Origin of the sequence: Nocardioides abyssi (assembly GCF_030412915.1) — a bacterium.
Classification (GTDB): Bacteria; Actinomycetota; Actinomycetes; order Propionibacteriales; family Nocardioidaceae; genus Nocardioides; species Nocardioides abyssi.
On the sequence record NZ_JAUHJR010000002.1, the window covers coordinates 550,638 to 575,001 of the forward strand.

General features: G+C 73.7%; 21 protein-coding genes. 14 read left to right on the plus strand and 7 right to left on the minus strand.

Going from position 1 to position 24,364, the window contains the following annotated elements; genetic code table 11:
* The first annotated feature begins 127 nt into the window (after nucleotides 1-127).
* A complete protein-coding gene (locus tag QWY29_RS07725) occupies nucleotides 128-1,468 on the plus strand; it encodes an NAD-dependent malic enzyme (RefSeq protein ID WP_300960396.1) in 1,341 nt (446 codons plus the stop codon).
* Between the two features lie 55 nt (nucleotides 1,469-1,523).
* Here QWY29_RS07725 and QWY29_RS07730 read toward each other — a convergent pair whose 3' ends face one another.
* Together QWY29_RS07730 and ppgK are read right to left on the minus strand one after the other, a co-directional pair.
* Complete coding sequence (locus QWY29_RS07730; RefSeq protein ID WP_300960136.1) at nucleotides 1,524-2,114, minus strand: hypothetical protein; 591 nt, start codon at nucleotides 2,112-2,114, stop codon at nucleotides 1,524-1,526.
* Between the two features lie 139 nt (nucleotides 2,115-2,253).
* Complete coding sequence (gene ppgK, locus QWY29_RS07735; protein ID WP_300960137.1) at nucleotides 2,254-3,027, minus strand: polyphosphate--glucose phosphotransferase; 774 nt, start codon at nucleotides 3,025-3,027, stop codon at nucleotides 2,254-2,256.
* Nucleotides 3,028-3,160: 133 nt separating this feature from the next.
* Here ppgK and QWY29_RS07740 point away from each other — a divergent pair, with 133 nt between their 5' ends.
* From QWY29_RS07740 to QWY29_RS07780, 9 genes are all read left to right on the plus strand, one after another.
* The gene (locus QWY29_RS07740; protein ID WP_300960138.1) at nucleotides 3,161-3,529 is read left to right on the plus strand and encodes a hypothetical protein; all 369 of its coding nucleotides are present in this window, start codon (nucleotides 3,161-3,163) and stop codon (nucleotides 3,527-3,529) included.
* Between the two features lie 138 nt (nucleotides 3,530-3,667).
* Nucleotides 3,668-4,732 (plus strand): ATP-binding cassette domain-containing protein, encoded by a 1,065-nt coding sequence (locus QWY29_RS07745; protein WP_300960139.1) that lies wholly within the window; start codon nucleotides 3,668-3,670, stop codon nucleotides 4,730-4,732.
* The gene (locus QWY29_RS07750) at nucleotides 4,729-5,484 is read left to right on the plus strand and encodes an ABC transporter permease (RefSeq protein ID WP_300960140.1); all 756 of its coding nucleotides are present in this window, start codon (nucleotides 4,729-4,731) and stop codon (nucleotides 5,482-5,484) included. The genes QWY29_RS07745 and QWY29_RS07750 overlap by 4 nt, the downstream gene beginning before the upstream one ends.
* 105 nt (nucleotides 5,485-5,589) lie before the next feature.
* Nucleotides 5,590-7,038: a fatty acid desaturase gene (locus QWY29_RS21055; RefSeq protein ID WP_300960141.1), complete on the plus strand. Its 1,449-nt coding sequence runs from the start codon at nucleotides 5,590-5,592 to the stop codon at nucleotides 7,036-7,038.
* Nucleotides 7,038-7,253 carry a ferredoxin gene (locus tag QWY29_RS07760; RefSeq protein WP_300960142.1) on the plus strand — a complete coding sequence of 72 codons (216 nt, stop codon included), beginning with the start codon at nucleotides 7,038-7,040 and terminating at the stop codon, nucleotides 7,251-7,253. Before QWY29_RS21055 ends, QWY29_RS07760 begins: the two co-directional genes overlap by 1 nt.
* A gap of 115 nt (nucleotides 7,254-7,368) precedes the next feature.
* Nucleotides 7,369-7,959, plus strand: coding sequence for a TetR/AcrR family transcriptional regulator (locus tag QWY29_RS07765; RefSeq protein ID WP_300960143.1), 591 nt, complete (start codon nucleotides 7,369-7,371; stop codon nucleotides 7,957-7,959).
* Nucleotides 7,959-9,350: an MFS transporter gene (locus tag QWY29_RS07770; protein WP_300960144.1), complete on the plus strand. Its 1,392-nt coding sequence runs from the start codon at nucleotides 7,959-7,961 to the stop codon at nucleotides 9,348-9,350. Before QWY29_RS07765 ends, QWY29_RS07770 begins: the two co-directional genes overlap by 1 nt.
* Before the next feature lie 80 nt (nucleotides 9,351-9,430).
* Nucleotides 9,431-10,681, plus strand: a complete 1,251-nt coding sequence (locus QWY29_RS07775) for a M15 family metallopeptidase (protein ID WP_300960145.1) — start codon at nucleotides 9,431-9,433, stop codon at nucleotides 10,679-10,681.
* A 101-nt stretch (nucleotides 10,682-10,782) separates the two neighbouring features.
* Nucleotides 10,783-12,057, plus strand: coding sequence for a serine/threonine-protein kinase (locus tag QWY29_RS07780; protein ID WP_300960146.1), 1,275 nt, complete (start codon nucleotides 10,783-10,785; stop codon nucleotides 12,055-12,057).
* A 7-nt stretch (nucleotides 12,058-12,064) separates the two neighbouring features.
* Here QWY29_RS07780 and QWY29_RS07785 read toward each other — a convergent pair whose 3' ends face one another.
* Nucleotides 12,065-14,095 carry a vWA domain-containing protein gene (locus tag QWY29_RS07785; RefSeq protein ID WP_300960147.1) on the minus strand — a complete coding sequence of 677 codons (2,031 nt, stop codon included), beginning with the start codon at nucleotides 14,093-14,095 and terminating at the stop codon, nucleotides 12,065-12,067.
* An 80-nt stretch (nucleotides 14,096-14,175) separates the two neighbouring features.
* On the opposite strand from QWY29_RS07785, the gene QWY29_RS07790 reads away from it, so the two are divergent.
* Together QWY29_RS07790 and QWY29_RS07795 are read left to right on the plus strand one after the other, a co-directional pair.
* Nucleotides 14,176-14,838, plus strand: coding sequence for an MOSC domain-containing protein (locus QWY29_RS07790; protein WP_300960148.1), 663 nt, complete (start codon nucleotides 14,176-14,178; stop codon nucleotides 14,836-14,838).
* A gap of 9 nt (nucleotides 14,839-14,847) precedes the next feature.
* Complete coding sequence (locus QWY29_RS07795; RefSeq protein ID WP_300960149.1) at nucleotides 14,848-15,813, plus strand: NADPH:quinone oxidoreductase family protein; 966 nt, start codon at nucleotides 14,848-14,850, stop codon at nucleotides 15,811-15,813.
* A gap of 135 nt (nucleotides 15,814-15,948) precedes the next feature.
* Here the strand turns inward: QWY29_RS07795 and QWY29_RS07800 are convergent, their stop codons facing one another.
* Entirely contained in the window at nucleotides 15,949-16,245 is a 297-nt protein-coding gene (locus tag QWY29_RS07800) for a putative quinol monooxygenase (protein WP_300960150.1), read from the minus strand.
* A 63-nt stretch (nucleotides 16,246-16,308) separates the two neighbouring features.
* On the opposite strand from QWY29_RS07800, the gene QWY29_RS07805 reads away from it, so the two are divergent.
* Nucleotides 16,309-18,252, plus strand: a complete 1,944-nt coding sequence (locus tag QWY29_RS07805; protein WP_300960151.1) for a M13 family metallopeptidase — start codon at nucleotides 16,309-16,311, stop codon at nucleotides 18,250-18,252.
* 173 nt (nucleotides 18,253-18,425) lie between these two features.
* Here QWY29_RS07805 and QWY29_RS07810 read toward each other — a convergent pair whose 3' ends face one another.
* Nucleotides 18,426-19,808 (minus strand): MFS transporter, encoded by a 1,383-nt coding sequence (locus QWY29_RS07810; protein WP_300960152.1) that lies wholly within the window; start codon nucleotides 19,806-19,808, stop codon nucleotides 18,426-18,428.
* A 230-nt stretch (nucleotides 19,809-20,038) separates the two neighbouring features.
* Between QWY29_RS07810 and QWY29_RS07815 the strand changes: the two genes are divergently transcribed.
* Nucleotides 20,039-22,156 (plus strand): RecQ family ATP-dependent DNA helicase, encoded by a 2,118-nt coding sequence (locus tag QWY29_RS07815; protein ID WP_300960153.1) that lies wholly within the window; start codon nucleotides 20,039-20,041, stop codon nucleotides 22,154-22,156.
* A gap of 109 nt (nucleotides 22,157-22,265) precedes the next feature.
* On the opposite strand, the gene QWY29_RS07820 is transcribed toward QWY29_RS07815, so the two are convergent.
* Together QWY29_RS07820 and QWY29_RS07825 are read right to left on the minus strand one after the other, a co-directional pair.
* A complete protein-coding gene (locus QWY29_RS07820) occupies nucleotides 22,266-23,771 on the minus strand; it encodes a DHA2 family efflux MFS transporter permease subunit (protein WP_300960154.1) in 1,506 nt (501 codons plus the stop codon).
* 86 nt (nucleotides 23,772-23,857) lie between these two features.
* Nucleotides 23,858-24,355, minus strand: a complete 498-nt coding sequence (locus tag QWY29_RS07825; protein WP_300960155.1) for a glutathione peroxidase — start codon at nucleotides 24,353-24,355, stop codon at nucleotides 23,858-23,860.
* Nucleotides 24,356-24,364 lie beyond the last annotated feature (9 nt).

Sequence of the window (24,364 nt, forward strand, 5' to 3'; positions counted from 1 at the left end):
TCGGGAGGAGGCCGACGAACCTCACACCCGATCGGCCCCAGGTGACTTGCCGGTAACCACTGCACGCGCGGAGAGTGGGCCGGTGACCAACCGATCAGCCGCCACCACCTCGTCGTACTCCATCACCATGCGGCTGCACACCGCCCCGGACCACGGGGTCGTGGGTGCGGTGGCCACGACCATCAGCCAGGCCGGCGGCATCGTGACCGCGATGGACGTCTCGGAGTCCAGCCACGAGCGGCTCGTCGTCGACGTGACCTGCTCGGCCAGCGACGCCGACCACGCCAAGGTCCTCGAGCAGGCCGTCGACGAGATCGACGGCGTCACGGTCCACAAGACCAGCGACCGCACCTTCCTGCTCCACCTCGGCGGCAAGATCGAGGTCACCTCCAAGGTCCCGATGCGCAACCGCGACGACCTCTCGATGGCCTACACGCCGGGCGTCGGCCGGGTCAGCAGCGCGATCGCCGAGCACCCCGAGGACGTCTGGCGCCTGACGACCAAGGGCAACACCGTGGCGGTCGTCACCGACGGCTCGGCCGTGCTCGGGCTGGGCAACATCGGCCCCGGCGCGGCGCTGCCGGTGATGGAGGGCAAGGCGGCGCTGTTCAAGCGGTTCGCCGACATCGACGCCTGGCCGATCTGCCTGGACACCCAGGACACCGACGAGATCGTCCGCGCGGTCGAGATGATCGCCCCCGGCTTCGGCGGCATCAACCTCGAGGACATCGCGGCGCCCCGCTGCTTCGAGATCGAGCGCCGCCTGCGCGCGAGCCTCGACATCCCGGTCTTCCACGACGACCAGCACGGCACCGCGATCGTCGTGCTCGCCGCGCTCACCAACGCCCTGCGCGTGGTGAAGAAGGAGATGTCGAAGGTCCGCATCGTCGTCTCCGGCGGCGGCGCGGCCGGCACCGCGATCGTGACCCTGCTGCTCGCCGCCGGCGTCAGCGACGTCGTCGTCGTCGACCGCGCCGGCGCGCTCTGCGCCGACGACGAGACCCTCGCCGGCGCCCACCGCCAGCTCGCGGAGGTCACCAACCCCCGTCGCGCCACCGGCGACCTGCACACCGTGCTCGCCGGAGCCGACGTCTTCATCGGGGTGAGCGCCCCGCGCATCCTGCAGCCGGAGTGGATCAAGGACATGGCCACCGACCCGGTCGTCTTCGCGCTGGCCAACCCCGACCCGGAGGTCGACCCCGTCGAGGCGGACAAGTACGCCGCGGTGGTGGCCAGCGGCCGGTCGGACTACCCCAACCAGATCAACAACGTGCTGGCGTTCCCCGGGGTCTTCCGCGGCCTGCTCGACGCGCGCGCCTCGGAGATCACCGTCGAGATGCTGCTCCGCGCGGCCGACGCGATCGCCCACGTCGTGCGCGACGACGAGCTGAACCCCTCGTTCATCATCCCGACCGTCTTCCACCCCGACGTGCCGAAGGCCGTCGCCGCGGCCGTCCGGGGGGCTTGAGCCCAGCCGGGCCCGCCGCTGGACCCGGCGCTGGACCTGGTGCTGGACCTGGTGCTCAGCCGGCGGCCGGGGCGCCGCGCACCTCGGCGGCGTCGCGCTGCTCCACGAGCGTGCGCAGCGCCAGGTCGCGGGCCCGCCGGGTGCCGGCGGCGACCGTGACCGACCACGGGTGCTGCCGGTAGACCGAGGTCACCACCCACGACCCGGTCGCGTCGGGCTCGGCGAGCCGCCAGACCCAGCGGTTGACGGTGCCGTCGGCCGCGCGGGCCGCGGCGCGGTCGCCACCGGCGTAGGTCCGCTCGACGCGCCGCAGGGTGCTGCGGGCGTCGCGCGCCCCGGCGTACACCACCTCCACCGGGGTGCCCCCGACCGTGAGCGTGCAGCGCCAGCGCGCCCCGCCCCTGCGCTCGCCGCCGCGGCAGGCCGGGTCGTCGAGGTCGGCGGAGGGGAAGACCCAGGCCAGGCCGGCCAGGCCGCGGGGCCGGCTGCAGTCGGCGACGCGTGAGGCGCTCGAGCCGTCCCAGCAGGTCACCGCACCCGAGGCGTCCGCGCGCTCCGGCTCGGCCAGCAGCAGGCGGGCCCCGGTCGCGCCGGCGACCACGAGCAGGACCAGGAGCGGTGCGACGACCAGCGTCGTGCGTCCCATCGGAGACCTCCTCGCCCGACCCCGCGAGCGGCCGTCCCCGGCATCGTGCCCCCTGGGGTCCCCGCCTGGGAAGGGCCTGGGAGCCCCGGACGAGCCCTGGACGAGCCCTGGACGAGCCGGAGATCAGCAGGGGAGGGGGTCAGCCGCCGGTGGCGTGCAGCGCGGCGCCGACCACGCCGGCCTTGTTGCGCAGGGTGGCGGGGACGATCTCGGTGTCCAGGCGCAGCAGCGGCAGGAACTCCTCGGACCGCTTGCTCACCCCGCCGCCGACCACGAACAGGTCGGGGGAGAAGAGTCGCTCGAGGTGGCGGTAGTACGCCGTGAGCCGCTCGGCCCACGCCGCCATCGGCAGCTTCTCCCGCTCGCGGGCGCTGTTGGCGGCCCGCTTCTCCGCCACGTGGCCGTCGAGCTCGAGGTGGCCGAGCTCGCTGTTGGGGACCAGCCGCCCGTCGTGGACCAGCGCGGAGCCGATGCCGGTGCCGAGGGTGGTGACGATGACCAGCCCCTGGCGGCCGCGCGCCGCGCCGTACCGCACCTCGGCCAGGCCGGCGGCGTCCGCGTCGTTGACGACGTGCACGTCGCGGCCGGTCGCCTCGGTGAAGAGCGCGTCGGCGTCGGTGCCGATCCAGGCGGGGTCGATGTTGGCGGCCGAGCCGATCACGCCGTGGCGGACGATGCCCGGCACCGTGACGCCGACCGGGCCCTGCACGTCGGGGAAGGCGGCCAACAGGTCGCGGAAGACCGCCGCCACGACCGCCGGGGTCGAGGGCTGGGGCGTGCGGACACGGACCCGCTCGGCGGCGAAGTCGCCGACCGCGAGGTCGACCGGCGCGCCCTTGATGCCGGTGCCGCCGAAGTCGATGCCGACCGGGGCGCCGGCGTCGGTCGAGGTGGTCGTGGGGGTGCTGCTCATCGGGCCATCCCACCACGGCAGCGGTAGGGCGGGTCCGGAGCGGGTGGGCGGGTCGGGTGGTCCGGTCGGGTGGTCCGGTCGGGTGGTCCGGTCGGGCGTGACACCCCCGCGGCGCAGGAGGACGGTGGGGGCCATGTCGTACGGCGTGCTCGCCTCGCGCTCCGCCACGTTGCTGGTGGAGGCGACCGGTGTCGCCGGGGGCGGAGAGGCGGACGCGGCGCTCGACCGGTTCCACGAGGTGTGGGGCGGCGCCTGGGTGCCGGGCCGGCTGACGCTGACCCGGCTGCACGTCTCCTTCATCCCGCACCGCTCCGGGCGCGGCACGGCGATGCTCGACCTGGCCGTGCGGGAGCTCGCCGGCGTCGAGGTCGGCGCCGGTCTGGTGCAGAAGGTCCTGCGGGTGCGCACCACCCGCCACGTCGTGTCGTTCCGCTGCCTGGGCGCCCCGGCGCTCGCACAGCTGGTCGCCCCGCTGCTCGTGCCGGGATCGCGGCGCGCCTGACCGATGAGTCCGGCGTCGCCGGGCGGTCGGACACCCTGCGCGCACAGCGCCGGAGGAAATCGCCTCGACGGCGGCGGGCGCGGGTCGGGAGACTGCCCGGACCGGGGCAGGACCGACCGGACCAGCGAAGGAGCTCGGATGATCCATGCGCGAGGACTCGTGCAGACCTTCTCCACCGGCCGTGGCAAGGAGAAGACGGCGGTGCAGGCCGTCGACGGCGTCGACCTCGACGTCAGCGAGGGCGAGGTGGTCGGCTTCCTCGGCCCCAACGGCGCCGGCAAGACCACGACCCTGCGGATGCTGACCACGCTGCTGCGGCCGACGGCGGGCACGGCGACGGTCGCGGGGTACGACGTGGCGACGCAGCCCGTGCAGGTGCGGCGCAGCATCGGCTACTGCAGCCAGGTCGGCTCGACCTTCTCCGGCGCCTACGCCGGGGACGAGGTCGTCGACCACGGGATGCTCTACGGGATGTCGCGCAAGGACGCGGTCGCGAAGGGCCAGGAGCTCTTCGACCGGCTCCAGCTCGACGGGCTGTGGCGACGGATGCCCAAGAACATGTCCGGCGGGCAGAAGCGCCGCCTCGACATCGTCATGGGGCTGATCCACTCCCCGTCGCTGGTCTTCCTCGACGAGCCGACGACGGGGCTGGACCCGCAGGCGCGGGCCAACCTGTGGGAGCACATCGCGGGCCTGCGCACCGACCAGGGCGCGACGGTGTTCCTGACGACCCACTACCTCGACGAGGCCGACGCCCTCGCCGACCGCATCATCATCATCGACCGCGGCCGCATCGTGGCCAGCGACACCAGCGACAACCTCAAGGCGCAGGTCGCCGGCGACCTGGTCGACCTCGAGGTCAGCGCCGACGAGCACGTCGCGGTCGCCCGGGACAAGCTCGGCTCGCTCGCCCCCGACGTCACCGTCGAGGGCCGCCACGTCCGCGGCCGGGTCTCCCGCGCCGGCCGCGCCGTGCCGGGCCTGCTGCGCGACCTGGACGCCTCCGGGGTCGCCCTCGACTCGATCGAGGTCGCCCGGCCGACCCTCGACGACGTCTTCCTGACCCTGACCGGTCGCTCGCTGCGCGACGCCGAGGCCGCGACCGAGGGGGCGGGCGCGGGGGCGGGCGCGCCGGACGGCGACGGGCCGCCCGGCGACGCGCCGGACCAGGTCGTCCCCACCACGACGGGAGCCACCCGATGAGCACCTTCCTGCGCGAGACCTCGATCGTCTTCAACCGCCAGCTGCGGATGAACCTGCGCAACCCGGCGTGGGTGATCATCGGCATGCTGCAGCCGGTGCTCTACCTGCTGCTCTTCGGGCCGCTGCTGGAGCCGGTCATCGGCCAGCTCGGGGTCAACCAGTACACCTGGTTCGTCCCCGGGATGCTCGTCCAGCTCGGCATCTTCGGCGCGTTCTTCGCCGGCTTCAGCCTGATCGGCGAGTGGCGCGAGGGGGTCATCGAGGCCGAGCGGGTCACCCCGGCGAGCCGGTCCGCGCTGCTGATGGGCCGGCTGGGGCGCGACCTGCTGCAGCTGCTCGTCCAGGCGCTGATCCTCGTCGGGCTCGGCCTGGTCATGGGCATGGAGTGGAACCCCGGCGGCATCCTGCTCGGCGTCGTGCTGACGATCCTGCTCGGCGGGGCGTGCGCGGCGGCGTCCAACGCGTTCGCGCTCACGGTCAAGAGCGAGGACGTGATGGCGCCGGTCATCAACCTGGTGATGATGCCCGTGCTGCTGCTCTCGGGGATCCTGCTGCCGATGAGCTTCGGCGCCGCCTGGCTCGACACGCTCGCGGACTTCATGCCGATCCGCCACGTCGTCGACGCGGTGCGCGGGGCGTTCTTCGGCGACTTCGACGCCTCGACGATGGGCTGGGGCGTCGGCTGGACCGTGCTGCTCTTCGGGCTGGCGGTCTGGTGGGGGACCGCGGTGTTCCGCCGCGAGAACGCCTGACCCCACGCCGGACGGCGGCCGAGAAGGTTTACATCGGCGTACCTCTTGTCAAGGAGGTTGACAGACCGTACGGTTCTGTCAACCGCATCGGCAGGAGGCACGACGATGACCGCGATCCCGCACAGCACCGTCCCCGAGGGCTCGACCGAGCAGTGGACCGACAAGAAGCGCTACCTGTGGCTGATCGGCCTGGTGGTGCCGTCCCTGGCGTTCCTCGCGTACGCCGGGTGGAAGCTGACGGGCTTCGGCGGCTTCTTCTGGCTCGGCCCGGTCGTGATCCTCGTGGTCGTCCCCGCGATCGACCTGGTCGCCGGCCTGGATCGCTCCAACCCGCCCGACGACGTGATCGAGGCGCTCGAGGAGGACCGCTACTACCGGTGGATCACCTACCTCTTCCTGCCGGTGCAGTACGCCGGTTTCCTCGGCGCGATGTACCTCATCGCCGCGGGCGACCCCCTCTCCGGCGTCGGCCGTGGCGGCGGTGACCTGGCCGTCTGGGAGGCCGTGGGCCTGGCGGTCTCGATCGGCTGCATCGGCGGCATCGGGATCAACACCGCCCACGAGCTGGGCCACAAGAAGGAGAGCCACGAGCGCTGGCTGTCCAAGATCGCGCTGGCGCAGAGCTTCTACGGCCACTTCTACATCGAGCACAACCGCGGCCACCACGTCCGCGTCGCCACCCCAGAGGACCCGGCGTCCTCCCGCGTCGGCGAGAGCTTCTACCGCTTCTGGCCGCGCACGGTCGGCGGCTCGCTCCGCTCGGCGTGGAACCTGGAGAAGCGCCGCTACGCCCGCAAGCAGCAGCACCCCTTCCGCCTCGGCAACGACGTGCTCAACGCCTGGGTGATGTCCGCGGTGCTGTGGGCCGCGGTCGTGGTGTGGCTCGGCCCGGTCGTGCTGCCCTACCTCGTGCTGCAGGCGGTCATCGGCTTCTCGCTGCTCGAGGTCGTCAACTACATGGAGCACTACGGGATGCTGCGCCAGAAGGTCGGCGTCGGCGAGCGGCAGCGCTACGAGCGGGTCGACCCCTCGCACTCGTGGAACTCCAACAACATCGCCACCAACGTGCTGCTCTACCACCTGCAGCGCCACAGCGACCACCACGCGAACCCCACCCGCCGCTACCAGACGCTCCGCGACTTCGAGGAGTCCCCGGTGCTGCCCACGGGGTACGCCGGCATGATCGTGCTCGCGCTGTTCCCGCCCCTGTGGCGGCGGGTGATGGACCCCCGCGTGCACGGCCACTTCGGCGGCGACATGAGCCGCGCGAACATCCAGCCCGGCAAGCGGGACGCCGTCCTGGCGGCGTACCCCACCCCGGTCGTGGAGCCCACCGCCGCCGAGCGCGCCGACGCCACCCCGGGCGCGGTCGAGGAGGTGCTCGCGGCCCGCTGCCCGAGCTGCGAGTACGTCTACGACGTCGAGGCCGGCGACGAGCACGAGGGGTTCGCGGCCGGCACGGCGTGGGCCGACATCCCCGACGACTGGTGCTGCCCCGACTGCGGGGTGCGCGAGAAGGTCGACTTCGTCCCGCTGGCCCGGGCGGACGCCTGATGGGCGCGCCGACCGGCCCGGTGCGGATCCGCGTCGACCGCGACCGCTGCGAGGGGCTCGGCATGTGCGAGGCGATGGCCTCGGACTACTTCGAGCTCGACGACGACGAGGTGATGACGGTGCTGGAGGAGACGCCCGCCGAGGCCGACCGCGGCCGGGTGCACGCCGCGGTCGAGGCCTGCCCGGTGCTCGCGCTCGCGCTCGACCCGGTATGACCCGCGCCCGAGAGGGCACCCATGCCTGGTCGCGGGCCGGCGCCCGGTGGTCCCCCCCGCCGTCAGGGCGCCGGTTCGCGGCCTGCCCGCCCACCCCGGTTCCTAGACTGGAGCCATGACGAGCTCCCCGGGCGCAGCGCCGACCACGACGCGCGACCGGGTGGTCGACGCGGCGGTGCGGATGACCATCGAGCTCGGCTGGGCGCGGGTGACGATGGTGCGGCTGGCCGACGAGGTCGGGGTCAGCCGGCAGACCGTCTACAACGAGATGGGCACCAAGGCCGGCCTCGCCGAGGCGATGGTCGCCCGCGAGCTCGAGCGCTTCCTCGGCGTCGTGACCGTCTCCTTCGACGCCCATCCCGACGACCTGGTCGCCGGGATCCGCGAGGCGACCCGGGCCGTGCTCGAGGTGGCCCAGGACAACCCCCTGCTGCACGCCGTCGTGAGCGCGACCCACGGCGCCGACACCGAGCTGCTGCCGCTGCTGACCACCCAGGCCGACAACCTGCTCGCGACCGCCCACGCGGTCGTCGCCGAGCGGGTGGCGCCGTACGACGTCGGGCTGGCCGCCGACCAGGTCGACGCCGCCATCGACATGGTCGTGCGGGTGGTGCTCAGCCACGTGATGCAGCCCTCCGGCAGCCCGGCCGACACCGCCGACCGCCTGGCCTGGCTCGTCGAGCGCGTGCTGCGCGTCCCGGCCTGATGGTCGGACCGGCGGCGGTCCGGCTCGGCACGCCCACTGGCCGCGCGGTCATCGCGGCCGCGACGCTCGGGTCGGGGATGACCCTGCTCGACGGGACGGTCGTCAACGTCGCGCTGGTCCGGATCGGCGCGGACCTCGACGCCTCGCTCGCCCAGCTGCAGTGGGTCACCAACGGCTACCTGCTGTCCCTGGCCAGCCTGATCCTGCTCGGGGGGTCGCTGGGCGACCGGTTCGGCAGGCGCCGGGTCTTCGTGGTCGGCACGGTCTGGTTCGCGCTCGCGTCGCTGGCCTGCGGGCTGGCGCCGACCGCTGAGACGCTCATCGCCGCCCGCGTGCTCCAGGGCGTCGGCGGCGCGTTGCTCACCCCCGGCTCGCTGGCGATGATCCAGGGCGCGTTCGTCGCCGAGGACCGGCCCCGGGCGATCGGCGCGTGGTCGGGCCTGGGCGGGATCGCTACCGCAGTCGGCCCGTTCGTCGGTGGGGTGCTCATCGACCACGCGAGCTGGCGCTGGATCTTCCTGGTCAACCTCCCGCTCGCGGCGGTGACGGTGGCCGTCGCGCTCCGGGCGGTCCCCGAGACCCGCGACCCGCGCGAGGCCGGCCGCCTCGACCTCGCCGGCGCCACCCTGGCGACCCTCGGCCTGGCCGGCACGACCTACGCGCTCATCCAGTGGGGCGACGCCCTCGCCCTCCCCTCGGCGGTCGTGGCCGTCCTCGCGCTCGTCGCCTTCGTGGTCGTCGAGCGGCGCCGCGCCGACCCGATGCTCGACCCGGGCCTGTTCACCGACCGCACGTTCAGCGCCGCCAACGCGATGACGCTGCTCGTCTACGCCGCTCTCGGCGCGGTGATGTTCTTCCTCGTCCTCCAGCTGCAGACCGTCGGTGGGTACGCCGCGCTGGCCGCCGGCACCGCGACCCTCCCCGTCACCGTCTGCATGCTGCTGCTCGCCGCCCGCGGCGGCGCGCTCGGCGCGCGGATCGGGCCGCGGGTGCCGATGAGCGTCGGGCCGGTCGTGATGGCCGGCGGCGTGCTGCTGCTCCTCGCGGTCGGCCAGGACGTCGTCTACGTGCGCGACGTGCTCCCGGGGCTGACCGTCTTCGGCCTCGGCCTCGCGCTGATGGTCGCCCCGCTGACCGCGACCGTGCTGGCGGCCGCCCCCGACGAGCAGGCCGGCCTCGCGAGCGGGGTCAACAACGCCGTCGCCCGGGCCGGGTCGCTCCTCGCGGTCGCGGCGCTGCCGGTGGCGGTCGGGCTCGGCGGCGACCAGTACGCCGACCCGCTGGCCCTCGACGCGGCGTACCGCTCCGCGATGGTGGCCTGCGCCGCCCTGCTCGTGCTGGGCGGCGCGGTCTCGTGGTTCGCCGTGCGCCCCGACGTGCTCGAGCAGTGACGCCCGGGACCGTCGGGGTTCGCCGGCGGGCGTTGCGGGTCGCGCCTACCCTGGACGCGGGAGCTCGGGGAGGAGGACCTGTGGGACCGACGCGTGCCCGGACGCCGCTGGTGGCGGCCGTCGTGCTGCTGGCCTCCGCCGCGCTCGCGGGCTGCGGCGGTTCGGCCTCGCCCGACCCCGGGACCACCCCGGCCGCCGGGTCGCCCACCTCCTCGACGTCTCCCTCCGGGTCCGCGTCGTCGGCCTCCGCGTCAGGGTCGGCCAGCACCGGGAAGCCGGTCGGCGACTTCGCCGTCGAGCCGCCCGGCCCGCTGCGCGGCAGCACGCTGGAGGGCCCCGACATGCTCGTCTACAGCCAGGACTCGCTCAGCGACGACATGGTGGAGCGGATCTCCGGGCTGGAGGGCGTCGACGCGGTCGAACCGATGGCGATGGCGCAGGTGCCGGTCGAGGACAAGGTCATCAACCTCGCGGCCGTCGACCCGGCGACGTACCGCCGCTTCGTGCCCGACCTCGCCAGCGCCCGCCTGCTCGAGGCGTGGAAGCGGGTCGCGGCCGGCGAGATCGCGGTGCTGCCGGGGATGAGGAAGAAGATCCCCATGGACGACCAGGGCTTCCTCTCCCTCGGCAACGCGACCGCGGCGCCCAAGGCGCACGTCGGGGCGTACGTCGCGCAGGTGCCCCAGGTCGACGCCGTCGTCAACGAGAAGTGGCGCGACGCGCTCGGGATGAAGCCGGGCAACGCCCTGCTCGTCTCCACCGACATCACCGCCCCGCAGGCGCTGCGCAAGCCGATCCAGCGGATCGCCGGCACGGACGCCTCGGTGCAGATCCTCGGCCCCGACCTCGACACGAGCGTGCAGCAGACGGCGTTCCTCGTCGGCAGCGTCGCCGATGCCGTCGGCACCTTCAACTACACCGTGCTCGGCGGCGGCCGGATCGCGCCGGACCCCGCGTGGGTCACCGAGCACATCCGCACCGAGCCGGTGCCGATCCTCGGCTCGGTGACCTGCAACAAGGCGATCTTCCCGCAGCTGCGCGCCGCGCTCCAGGAGGTCGTCGACCGCGGCCTCGCGGCCGAGATCAACCCGGGTGAGTACGCCGGCTGCTACTACCCGCGCTTCATCGCCGGCTCCACCAAGCTGTCCAACCACTCCTTCGGGCTCGCCCTCGACTTCAACGTCCCCGGCAACCTGCGGGGCACCGTCGGCGAGATGGACCGCACGGTCGTCGCGATCTTCAAGAAGTGGGGCTTCGGCTGGGGCGGCGACTGGCGCTACACCGACCCCATGCACTTCGAGATGGTCGCCATCGTCGAGCCGCGGACCTGAGCGCTCCTCGGCCGTCGTCTTCTCGGGCTGGTCGCCTTCTGGGGGCCGTCGACGCCCCGGACCGGGCCGCGCCCGGCCACCCCTCGTCTAGCCTGCCCGGCATGGAGCCGGCGCCGACGACCGTGTTCGCGGGCCGCTACCGGCTGCTCGACCTGCTCGGCGAGGGCGGGATGGGCACGGTCTGGCGCGTGGTCGACGAGCGCCAGCAGCGGGTGGTCGCGGCGAAGGTGCTGCGCCAGACCGACGCGGCCTCGCTGCTGCGGTTCGTGCGCGAGCAGGCCACCCGCGTCGAGCACCCGCACGTGCTCACCCCGCTGGGCTGGGCCGGCGAGGACGACCTGGTGCTGTTCACGATGCCGGTCGTCGAGGGCGGGTCGCTCGAGGACGTCGTACGCCGCCACGGACCGCTGCCGCCGCTGCTCGTCGCCGAGCTGCTGCGCCAGCTGCTCGCCGGGCTCGGCGCGGTCCACGACGCCGGCGTGGTGCACCGCGACGTCAAGCCGGCCAACCTCCTGCTCCGCCCGACCGGGGCCGACCGCCCCCACCTGCTGCTCTCCGACTTCGGGGTCGCGGTCGACCTCGCCGGGCCGCGGCTGACCGAGACCGGCGCGGTCGTCGGCACGCCGGGCTACCTCGCCCCCGAGGCCGCGGGCGGCGCCGGCCCGGCCGCCTCCGCGGACCTGTACGCCGCCGGGCAGGTCGCCCTGCACCTGCTCACCGGCGCCCCCTCGGCCGTCCCGGCCGTGCTCCCGGCGCGTCCGGACCGCGTGCCCGAGCCGCTCTGGGCCCTTCTCGCCGACCTGCTCCGCGCCGACCCCGGGGCCCGGCCGACCGCCGCCGAGGCGCTGGACCGGCTGCGGCACCCCGCCCTCACCTGGCACCCCGACGCGCTCGGGGAGGTCCGCCTCGACGCCGTCACCCCGCCCCTCGGCCCTGCGACCCGCGCCGCGGAGCGGTCGACCACCCCGGAGCCCACGCGGGTCCGTCAGCTGCCCGCCCGGCGTGGCCGGCCGGCGGTGCTCGTCGCGCTGCTGACCGCGCTCGTCGCCGGCGCCGCCGTCGCGCTGGTGCTCGCCCTGTGGCGGCCCTGGGACCAGCCGGTCGTCCAGGAGGACGCCGAGCCGCGGCCCTCCGCCTCGCCCGCCGCCTCGTCCGCACCGTCGCCGTCCGAGCCGGCGACGGGCACGCCGTCCACGCCGTCCACCCCGGCCGCGCCGTCGTCGGGGTCGGTCGAGGTCGGCCGGGTGGTCACCCGGGTCGGCCAGCCGTGCGAGACCGCCGAGCTGGGGCTCGCCGAGACCACGCTGACGGGTGTCGACGTGGTGTGCCGGGCGGCCGCCGGCGGGGGCGACCCGGCCTGGCGCCGGGCGGGCTGACGCGACCTCAGGTCCGGCGGCGCACCAGCGCGAAGGCGGCCACGGCCAGCACGACCACGAGCCCCACGCCGCCCAGGATCCACGGCAGCGCCGACCCCGAGCCGTCGTCGGCGTCCGCGTCGGACCCGTCCGACCCGTCGGCCGCGGACGAGTCCGGGGCGGAGGTGTCCTCGGCCGCGGGCGACTCCTCCGCGGTCGGGTCGGCGCCGTCGTACGACGGGGCGCCGGTCGGCTCGCCGGTGACGGCGACGCGGAACCGGATGTCGAGGGGCTGCGCCTCCGGGGTGCCCGGCTCGGCCTGCTCGCGGGACAGCGCGAGGTAGTGGTCGCCGGCGAGCGCGGAGGCCCGCAGCTCGGCGTAGGTCCAGCCGGGGTCGTTGGTCGGCTCGGCCTCGCGGTTGCGGTAGCGCACCTCGGGGATGGTCCGGGTCGTCTGGGTCGCGCGGTTGTAGTCGCTGATCGCCGGGATGGCGGCGTAGTTGCCCACCCGCACCCGGTCGGGGGTGAACAGGTCGGCCTGGACGTTGATGTAGGTGGTCGGCGACAGCGCGAGCGCCTGGCCCGGCGCGGGGACGTCGAGGGTCACGGTCGCGACCTGCCCCCAGTCGACGGGCAGCCGGTAGAAGATCTGCTCGCCGGGGAGCAGCGTCTCGCGGTAGGTGCCGTCCTCGAGCTCCAGCGCGTCGGAGAACCCGCCGCCGCCGACCACGCGCGTCCCCTTCCCCTCGGCGGGGACGGGCGTGGGCTCGGGCGGTACGCCGGTCAGCTGGGGCGGCAGGTCGGCCCGGTCGGTCACGACCGGCTCCTCGAGGTAGACCACCTCGAACGGCACGGGACGCGCGCCGCCCTGGGTGCGGGTCACGCCCACGAGCAGCTCCTCGGCGGTCGCGCACGCGTCGGCGGGTTCGACCGGTTTCTCGGTGGACGTCGGCGTCTCCTCCGGGGTCGCGTCGGTGGGCGGCGGGCTCGCCTCGGCGCTGGCCGAGGCACGGGCCGCCTCGAGCGCCTCGGGGGTGGCGCCCGGCACCTGCACGGTGAGCACGAGCACCTGCCCGAGCCCGACGGGGTCGAAGCGGGTCGCGGTGCCCGTCTGGCAGGACTCGCCGGACTCGGTGGTGACGGTGACGTCGACGTCCTCCACGTCGAAGCTGCCGGCGGTCGCGAGCGGGCGCGAGGTCATCGAGAGCCGGACCGTGGAGCCCGGCTGGCGGGCGAGGCGGTAGTAGCGGACGGGGGAGCCGGTGGCGAAGCGGTCGGTGTACTGACCCGGCTCCAGCACCGGCGCCTCCTCGGGCAGCTCGGTGGCCTCGACGGGCTCGCCGGTGACGGTGAAGGGCCGGGTGGCGCGCTGGGAGAGCTTCGCGAGCGACGCGGTGAGCGCCTCGGCGTCCGCGGCGTCGTAGTAGGTGCCGCCGCCGGCGTCGGCGATGCACTGCAGCTGGCTGCGGGCCGGGGCCCCGACGCCGAAGCCGACGGTGTCGATGCGCAGGTCGACGCCGGAGCCGACGAGGGCGCGGACGGCCTTGCACGGGTCGGGCGCGCAGGTCTCCTCGCCGTCGGAGACCAGCACGATGGTGCGCCGCCCCTCGGGGCCGAGGTCCTCGACCGCCTGCTTCAGGGAGTAGGCGATGGGGGTCTCGCCGGTCGGCCTGGTCCGCTCGATCGCGGAGCGCAGGGCCGGCCGGTCGAGGGTGGTCAGCGGTGCGACGAGGCGGGAGTCGCGGCAGGAGTCGGAGCGGTCGCCGTAGACGCGCAGGCCCACGGTGGCGTCCTCCGGCAGCGTGTCGACCACCGAGGTGAGGGCCCGCTTGGCGGCGACCATCTTGGTGGTGCCCGACGGGTCGGGCTCCTTCATCGAGCCGGACGCGTCGAGCATGAGCAGCAGCTGGCCGAGGTCCTCCTCGTCGTCAGCAGCGGCAGCCGGAGCCGCAGCGCCAGCGGCGGCGGGCGCGGGTGCTGCGGTGGTCGCCGGCGCCGGGGCCAGCAGCAGGGCGACGAGCGCCAGCAGGGCAGGCAGCGAACGGATGGTGGTCCCCATGGACGAGCTCCTCGGACAGCACAGGCGGTCACCCCACCCTCCCCGCGGCGGGCGGGCGGAAACCCGGCTACGGTCGGCACGTGCGGGTCGTCGCGGTCCACCGGTACCCGGTCAAGTCCCTCCACGGCGAGTCGCTCGACCGGGCCGACGTGGGCCCCCGGGGCCTCGACGGGGACCGGCTGTGGGCGCTGCGCGAGCCCGACGGGAAGCTCGGCAGCGGCAAGTCGACCCGCCGCTTCCGGCGGATGGCCGGCCTGCTCGAGCTCCACGCGGCGTACGACGGGGTGGTGCCGGTGGTCTCGTTCCCCGACGGCCGGTCGTGGCGCGGTCCGGACGCCGACCTCGACGCGGCCCTGACGGCGTACGTCGGCCGGCCGGTCGCCCTCGCGCGGGAGGCCGACGTCGCGCACCACGACGAGGGGCCGCTCCACCTGGTCACCACCGCGACCCTGGCCCGCCTCGGCACCGACGGGCCGACGCTGCGGGCGAACCTCGTGGTCGACGCGCCGGGGCTGGCCGCCTTCGCCGAGGACGGCTGGGTCGGGCGCGAGGTGCGCGTCGGCGGGGCGGTGCTGCGCGTGCGGGGGCCGATGCCGCGGTGCGTGATGGTCGGCGCCGACGTGCTCGCCGAGGTCACCCGGGTCAACGGCGGCTGCGCGGGCGTGGTGGTCGACGTGATCGGCGGCGGCGAGGTGCAGGTCGGCGTGGACGTCCTCCTGGAGGACCGAGCGGACGCTCGGTAACCTCCCCTCATGCGTGCAGCCAGAGTCCTCGCCACCACCGGTCCCGCCGACGTCCGTGTCGAGGAGGTCGACGAGCCGACGCCCGGCCCGGGCGACGTGCTCGTCGAGGTCCACAGCGTGGGCGTGTCCTTTCCCGACCTGCTGCTGAGCCGCGGGGAGTACCAGATGAAGCCCGAGCCGCCGTTCACCCTCGGCGTCGACTTCGCCGGCACCGTCGTCTCCGGGCCGGGCTTCGAGCCGGGCCAGCGCGTCGCCGGCGTCGGTGGCTGGGGCGGGGCCTCGGAGCTCGTCGCCAACCCGGCCGGGTTCGTCTTCGCGCTGCCCGACGAGGTGTCGTACGACGAGGGCGCAGCGCTGCCGATGAACTACCTGACCGCCGACTTCACCCTGCACGACCGCGCCGGCCTGAGCGAGGGCGAGACCGTGCTGGTCCACGGCGCCGCGGGCGGCGTCGGCACCGCGACCATCCAGGTCGCGAAGGGCATGGGCGCGCGGACGATCGCCGTCGTCTCCACCGAGGAGAAGGCGCAGGTCGCCCGCGACGCCGGTGCCGACGAGGCCGTCCTGGTCGACGGGTTCAAGGACGCCGTCAAGGAGCTCACCGGCGGGGTCGGCGTCGACGTCGTCGTCGACGTGGTGGGCGGCGACCTGTTCACCGACTCGCTGCGCTCGCTCGCGCCGCAGGGGCGGCTGATGGTCGTCGGCTTCGCGGCCGGCCAGGGCATCCCGCAGGTCAAGGTCAACCGGCTGCTGCTCAACAACATCGACGTCCGCGGCGTCGGCTGGGGCGCCTACGCGATGGTCCGCGAGGGCTTCATGGCCCAGCAGTGGGAGCGGCTCGTCCCGATGATGACCTCCGGCGTCGTCAAGCCCCCGATCGGTGCGACCTACGACCTGGCCGACTTCTCCCAGGCGCTCCTCGACATGGACGCCCGCAAGACCCTCGGCAAGTCGGTCGTCCGCGTCCGCGGCTGACCCGGCGGCTCGCATGTAACGCGCTGTTCCCTGCTCTGTCGGCCCGTTCCCGACGGTGTAGGCACGCTGCAGCGTGCCTACACCGCGGCGAACGTCGCGTTACAAGCCGGCTCGCCGCCCGCGCTCAGACCGCGCTCAGACCGCGCGGAGCGGGTGCAGCCCGACCTCGCCGGCGAGGATCGGGCCGAGCACGCCGAAGGCCTCGGCGACGTGCGGGGCGGCCATGTGGGCGTCGATGGCGGCCTGGGACTCCCACGCCTCGATGGTGATGAACGTGCCGGGGGCGGTGGCGGACTCGAAGGCGTCGTACTGCACGCACCCCTCGTCGTTCGCGAGCGAGGCGGCGGCGAGGGCGGCCAGGGCGGTGCGGGCGGCGTCGGCCTGGTCGGGCTGGACGGGCAGGGTCGCGACGACGCGGATCGGGTTGCTCATGGCGCCGAACGTAGCGGTGCTGCGCGGCCGGGCGCAGTGGGTCGCGGCGGTTAGTGTCGTCCCGTGACGATCCTGGATGACGCCCGCCCGGGCATGGACCCCGACATCCGTCCGCAGGACGACCTGTTCGGACACGTCAACGGGCGCTGGCTGGAGGAGACCGACATCCCCGACGACCGGTCGAGCTGGGGGCCGTTCGTCCAGCTGGCCGACGCCGCCGAGGCGCACGTCAAGGAGATCATCGAGGGGCTGGCCGCCGGCGACCCCGCCACGATGACCGACGACGCCCGCAAGGTCGGCGACCTCTACGCCTCCTTCATGGACACCGAGGCGATCGACCGGCGCGGCACCCGCCCGATCCGCCCGCTGCTGGACGCGGTGGAGGGGCTGCGCGACGTGCGCGACCTCGCGGCGTTCCTGGGCGAGTTCGAGCGCGTCGGCGGCCACGGCCTGTTCGGGTCGTACGTCGACACCGACGACCGCCGCTCCGACCGCTACCTCATGCATCTGGTGCAGGGCGGGCTCGGGCTGCCCGACGAGTCGTACTACCGCGAGGAGAAGTTCGCCGAGATCCGCGACGCGTACGTCGCCTACCTCGAACGGCTCTTCACCCTCGCCGACCACCCGCACCCCGCGGCCGCCGCGCGCACCGTGCTCGAGATCGACACCCGCCTCGCGGCCGGCCACTGGGAGCGGGCCGCGACCCGCGACGTGCAGAAGACCTACAACCTGCTGACGCTGGACGACATCAAGGCGCTGTGCCCGGCGTTCGACTGGGACGCCTACGTCACCAACCTGGGCGGTACCGACGAGACTCTCGCCGAGGCGTGCGTGCGCCAGCCGTCGTACCTCGGCCATCTCTCCACCGTCCTCGACGAGGTGCCGATCGACGCGTGGCGCCCGTGGATGCTCAGCCACGTGCTGCGGTCGTCGGCGGCGTACCTCACCGACGACTTCGTCGAGACCAACTTCGACTTCTACGGCCGCACCCTCAACGGCACCCCCGAGCTGCGGGCGCGGTGGAAGCGCGGGGTGGCGTTCGTCGAGGGCGCGATCGGCGAGGCGGTCGGCAAGGAGTACGTCGCGCGGCACTTCCCGCCGACCTCCAAGGCGCTCATGGACGACCTGGTCGCCAACCTGCTCGCGGCCTACCGCGAGTCGATCTCCACGCTGGACTGGATGACCGAGGAGACCAAGGAGCGGGCCTACGAGAAGCTCGCGACCTTCCGGCCCAAGATCGGCTACCCGGAGAAGTTCCGCGACTACTCCGCGCTCCACGTGACCGCCGACGACCTGCTCGGCAACGTCGCGTCGGCGGCGGCGTTCGAGACCGACCGGCAGCTGGCGAAGATCGGCGCGCCGGTCGACCGCGACGAGTGGTTCATGCTGCCGCAGACGGTCAACGCCTACTACAACCCCGGCACCAACGAGATCTGCTTCCCCGCCGGCATCCTGCAGAAGCCGTTCTTCAGCCCCGAGGCCCACGCGGCGGAGAACTACGGCGGCATCGGCGCGGTCATCGGCCACGAGATCGGGCACGGCTTCGACGACCAGGGCGCGCAGTACGACGGCGAGGGCAACCTCAACGACTGGTGGACCGCCGACGACAAGGCGGCCTTCGAGGTCAAGTCCAAGGCGCTCGTCGAGCAGTACGACGGGTTCGAGCCGCGCAGCCTCCCGGGTGAACACGTCAACGGCTCGCTCACCGTCGGCGAGAACATCGGCGACCTCGGCGGGCTGACCATCGCCCACAAGGCCTACCTCATCTCTGAGGGCGGGTCGGCCTCGGAGGAGGACCGCAAGCGGCTGTTCCTCAACTGGGCCTACGTGTGGCGCACCAAGCGCCGCAAGCAGCAGGAGCAGCAGTACCTCACCATCGACCCGCACAGCCCGCCGGAGTTCCGGGCCAACATCGTGCGCAACCTCGACGAGTTCCACGAGGTGTTCGGCACCGCCGAGGGCGACGGGCTCTGGCTCGATCCCGACAAGCGCGTCCGGATCTGGTGATCCCCGTCCGCTGAACCTGTCCGGTCCGGTCCGGTCCGGCCGGTCCGGGGGAGGGACGGATTCACCGGTCAACCGGAGGATCCGTCGACTTGACCGGGAGAACTCGCGCTTGACCGACGAACCTTCATCGGTCGAGCGCGAGTTTCGTCGGTCGAGTCCCACCGGATCGCCGGTCAGACCCCCACCGGCTCCTCGACCCGCGCGGGGGCGGGCTGCGCGACGGGGGCGAGGTCCTCGGTGAGGTCGCGGCCGCGGGTCTCCGGCAGGAACCGGGCGCAGACCAGGCTGATCGCGGCGACGACGACGTTGTAGGTCGCGACCAGCCACAGCGTGCCGTCGCCCTTCGTGACCAGCCAGGCGGCGATGAGCGGGGTCATGCCGGAGGCCAGGACGCCGGAGACCTGGTAGAGCGTGCTGAGCGCGGAGTAGCGGTAGCGGGTGTCGAACAGCTCGCTCCAGAACGCCGCGAGCGGGCCGTAGACCCAGCCGTAGATGACGCCGAGCCCGCCGACGAAGGTGCAGAGGACGCCGAGCGTCGACCCGGTCTGGATCATCCACGCCGCCGGGAAGGCGAAGACCAGCGCGAAGGCCGCGCCGGAGGCGAACACCGGGCGGCGGCCCACGCGGTCGCTGAGCCGACCGGAGACCAGCACCAGCGCGACGCCGAGCAGGGCGCCGACCATGATGCAGTTCAGCGCCGTGGACTTGCTGACGCCGACCTCGTCGACGGCGTAGGCGAGCAGGTAGACCGAGAACAGGTTGAACGTGAACCCCTCGATGAACCGCGTGCCCATGCCGAGGAACAGCGTGCGGCCCTGCCGGGCGAAGAGCTCGGTCACCGGCATCGCGGAGACCTGCTTGTCCTCCTGCACGCGCTGGAACGACGGCGTCTCCATGACGCTCAGGCGGATCCACGCGCCGATCGCGAGCAGCACGATGCTGAGCAGGAAGCACGCTCGCCAGCCCCAGGCGAGGAACGCCTCGTCGGGCAGCTGCGAGGCGATCGCGAACGCGCCGCTGGCCAGGAACAGGCCGCCGGGCACCCCGATGTGGGCGAAGCTGCCGAAGAACCCGCGGCGCCGCGCGGGCGCGAACTCCACCGCCAGCAGCACCGCGCCGCCGTACTCACCACCGACCCCGATGCCCTGCAGCACCCGCAGCACGACGAGCAGGACGGGCGCCCAGACGCCGATCTGGTCGTACGTCGGCAGCAGGCCGATCACGGCAGTGCCGACCCCCATGATCATGAGCGTCCAGATGAGCATGGTCTTGCGACCGATCCGGTCGCCGAAGTGCCCGAAGACGACCCCGCCGACCGGGCGGGCCAGGAAGCCGACGGCGAACGTGCCGAACGCCGCGAACTGCGCCGCGGGGCCGTCGAGCCCGTTGAAGTAGAGCTTGTCGAAGACCAGGCCGGCGGCCGTGCCGTAGAGGAAGAAGTCGTACCACTCGATGGTCGCGCCGACGGCCGAGGCCATCGCGACGCGGCGCGGGTCGGCGGCACCCCCCTGCTGGGAGGCCGGGGGCGCGTGGGTCGCGCTCGTGCTGATTGCCATGCCGAGACTCCGTTCCGAGGATGCACACCTGTGGACACGCCTGTGCATGGTTTGTCCACTGAACAACGCGACTAACCATAGAAGGTGTCGCCTCGCAGCGGTGCGTCGCGCGTCTCGCGGGGTGGCAGGCGTTGCCGATGGCCGCATCGGCGCCGCCGGCCGGCGGGCCGGCGGCGTGACCTGTGGAGGGCGCCCGTCGACCGTCCCCGCCCGCTGGTAGACAGGTCGGCATGAGCTCTCCCGCCGCCCCGACCTCGCCCGCGAGCGCGACCGACGTACGCCGGCAGGCCGAGGAGCACCTGCGGGCCCTGGTCGGACGGGACGACGCGGCCCTGCGCGAGGACCAGTGGTCGGCGATCGAGGCGCTGGCCGTCGATCGCCGGCGCGCGCTCGTCGTGCAGCGCACCGGCTGGGGCAAGTCGGCGGTCTACTTCGTGGCCACCCTGCTCCTGCGCGGCCAGGGCGCCGGGCCGACCGTGATCGTCTCCCCGCTGCTGGCCCTGATGCGCAACCAGATCGCCGCGGCCGAGCGGGCCGGCATCCGGGCGGTGACGATCAACTCCACCAACATCGAGGACTGGGAGCCGACCCACCAGGCCATCCGCGACGGCGAGGTCGACGTGCTGCTGGTCAGCCCCGAGCGCCTCAACAACCCCGGCTTCCGCGACGAGGTGCTGCCGAAGCTCGCGGCGACCTGCGGCCTGCTCGTGGTCGACGAAGCGCACTGCATCTCCGACTGGGGCCACGACTTCCGGCCCGACTACCGGCGGATCCGCACGCTGCTGGCCGAGCTGCCCGACGGCATCCCGGTGCTCGCGACGACCGCGACCGCCAACGAGCGGGTCACCGCCGACGTGGCCGAGCAGCTCGGCCCGCTGGGCCAGCAGGTGCTGGTGCTCCGGGGCTCGCTGGACCGCGAGTCGCTGCGGTTGGGGGTGGTCCGGCTGCGGACGGCCGAGCAGCGGCTGGCCTGGCTCGCCGACCACCTCGCCGAGCAGCCCGGGTCCGGCATCGTCTACTGCCTCACCGTCGCCGCGACCCAGGAGATCGCGGACTACCTCCGTTCCCGGGCCCACGACGTCGCGGCGTACTCCGGCCAGACCGACACCACCGAGCGCCAGGCCCTCGAGCAGGACCTCGCCGCCGGGCGGGTCAAGGCGCTCGTCGCGACGAGCGCGCTGGGCATGGGCTTCGACGCGACGCTGGGCTTCGTGGTCAACATGGGCGCGCCGGCCTCACCGGTCGCCTACTACCAGCAGGTCGGCCGTGCCGGCCGCGGCACCGACGAGGCCGTCGTGGTCCTGCTGCCGGCCACCGAGGACCGCGACATCTGGAACTACTTCGCCTCGCTCGCCTTCCCCCGCGAGGAGTTGGTGCGCCAGACCCTCGCGGTGCTGGCCGAGGAGGGGCGGCCGATGAGCACGGCCGCGCTCGAGACGATGGTCGAGCTCAACCGCACCCGGCTGGAGACGATGCTCAAGGTGCTCGACGTGGACGGCGCCGTGCGCCGGGTCCGCGGCGGGTGGGAGTCGACGGGCCGGGAGTGGAGCTACGACGAGGAGCGCTACCGCCGGGTGACCGAGGCGCGCGAGCGCGAGCAGCAGGCGATGCTCGACTACATCGCGACCGACCGGTGCCGGATGCGGTTCCTGCGCGACCAGCTCGACGACCCCGAGGCGGCCGACTGCGGTCGCTGCGACAACTGCGGCGGGCTGAGCCTGTCCGAGGACGTCTCGTCGGCCGCGCTCGAGGAGGCCGGGGCCCGGCTGTCGCGTCCCGGCGTCGTCGTGGAGCCGCGCAAGATGTGGCCGACCGCGCTGGCCAACCTCGGCATCGACCTCAAGGGCAAGATCAAGGACGGTGCCTCCGAGGGGCGCGCGGTCGCCCGGCTGACCGACCTCGGCCACGGGCAGGCGCTGCGCGAGCTGTTCGCACCCGGCACGCCCGACGGGCCGGTGCCGGTGCCGCTCGTGCGCGCGGTCGTCGAGGTGCTGCAGGAGTGGCGCCCGGGGGTCGACGTGATCGTCCACGCCGAGTCCGCGACCCGGCCGACGCTGACCAGCGACCTGGCCGCCGGGCTGTCCCGCTACCTCGGGATCCCGGTGGTCGGCACCTGGGCGGTCGTCGACCCCGACGTCGCGCCGGGCCAGGGCGCGATGAACTCCGCCCAGCGGGTCGCCGCGGTGGGCCGCCGCTCCGCCCTGCACGCCGACGTCCCCGACGGTGCGCGCGTGCTGCTCGTCGACGACCGCACCGACACCGGCTGGAGCCTGACCCTCGCGGCCCGGGCGCTGCGCGGGGCCGGAGCGGCCGAGGTGCTGCCGCTCGTCCTCGCCGTCACCGGCTGACCCGAGGAACGCTCCGGGCCGGCCGCTGGTCCGGCCCGGAAACCGCCTCGTGCTGCCCAGCGTGCGCCGGAGCGCACGCTGGACAGCACGAGGGTGGGTGCGGAGCGGGTCAGTGCCCCATGAGCGCGGTCTGGTCGACCGGCTCGGCGGGGGGCTTGCGCGGCAGGAAGAACGCCGGCACGAGCACGACGGCCACCATGACCGCCGCGACCCAGAAGGTGCTGCTGAAGACGCCGGCCAGGTCGTCGAGCACCTGGACGGGGTCCTTCGAGGGACGGACGTCGTTCTTGACGCCGTTGGTGAGCAGCACCGAGAAGATCGCGGTGCCGATCGAGGCGGCGACCTGCTGGACGATGTTGAGCAGGGTCGAGCCGCGGGCGACGGTGTGGCCGCGCAGCGTCTGCAGCGCCGCGGACATGATCGGCATCATCGTGGCGCCCATGCCCAGGCCCATGACGAAGAGCGCGCCCATGAGGAACGTGTAGGACGTGGTGGCGTCGAGCGTGGCGAACATGCCCATGCCGATGGTGATCACCGCGATGCCGGCGAGGACGATCTTGCCGGGGCCGATCCGGTCCGACAGCACGCCGGCGACCGGCATGACGAGCATGGCGCCGACGCCCTGCGGGGCGAGCAGCAGGCCGGCGGAGAGCGCGCCCTCGTCGCGGACCTGCTGGAAGTAGAGCGGGAAGAGCAGGCTGGCGCCGAAGAACGCGATCGCGAAGAGCGACATCGCGATGACGGCGACGGTCATCGTGCCGTTGGTGAACAGGCGCAGATCGACGAGCGGGTGCTTGTTGGAGCGGGCGAGCGCCCACGGCACGAACGCGACGATCAGCAGCAGGCCGATGATCGCCGGCAGGAGCACCTCGGCGTCCAGGACGGTGCCGGTCTCGGGGATGGTCGAGACGCCGTACAGGAAGGCAGCGAGGCCGGGGGAGAGCAGCACCATGCCGAGCCAGTCGAAGGTCTCCGACGGCTCGACGGAGTCCTTCGGCAGCACCTTGGCGGCGTACACGATCGCGGCGGCACCGATCGGGACGTTGATGAGGAAGATCCAGTGCCAGCTGGCGTTCTCGATCAGCGCGCCGCCGATGATGGGGCCGAAGATCGGCCCGAGCAGCATCGGGATGCCCATGACGGCCATGACGCGGCCGATCCGCTCCGGGCCGGCGGCACGGGTCAGGATCGTCATGCCCAGCGGCACGAGCATGCCGCCGCCGAGGCCCTGCAGCACGCGGAAGGCGACCAGCATCTCCAGCGACGTCGCGGCGGCGCAGAGCGCGGAGCCGGCGGCGAAGAGCACGATCGCGATCAGGTAGAGCCGCTTGGTGCCGAAGCGGTCCGAGGCCCAGCCGGTCAGCGGGATGACGCTGGCCAGGGCCAGGGTGTACGCCGTCATGGTCCAGGCGACCTGGGCGGTCGTCGCGTCGAACTCGCGCTGGAAGGTCTCCAGCGCCACCGAGACGACGGTGATGTCGAGGATCGACATGATCGCGCCGAGCACGACGACGCCGGCCACGACGAGGACCTCGCGGTCGAGCTTGTCGGAGGCGCCAGGGGTGCCAGGGGCGCCGGGCGTGCCGGGCGGGGTGGTGGAGAGGTCGGTGCTCACCGCGGAAGGTTAGGGGCGGGGCGGAGCAGGCGTCCTGTCCGCGAGCCCCCCGACGACCGTGGGCTTGGTCACCCGGCCGGTGCAGGTCAGCCGGCGCTGGAGGCGAGCGCCCGGGCGGCGTCGCGGAGCATGGCGTCGTCGGGCTCCACGCCGGGGCGGAAGCGGGCGACGACGTGGCCGGTGCCGTCGACGAGGAACTTCTCGAAGTTCCACTGCACGTCGCCGGCCTCGCCCTTCTCGTCGGGCGTGCGGACGAGCTGGTCGTAGATCGGGTGCCGGCCCTCGCCGTTGACCTCGATCTTCTCGGTCATCGGGAAGGTGACGCCGTAGGTCGCGGAGCAGAACTCCTCGATCTCCTCGGCCGTGCCGGGCTCCTGGCCCATGAACTGGTTGCACGGCACCCCGACGACGGTGAACCCGGAGCCGGCGAGCTCCTCGTGGAGCGCCTCGAGGCCGGCGTACTGCGGGGTCAGGCCGCACTTGCTGGCGACGTTGACCAGCAGCGCCGGCTTGCCGCCGGTGATCTCGCCGAGGGTCGCGGGCGTCCCGTCGAGGCGGCTGATCGGCAGGTCGAGGATGCTCATGCCGCGACC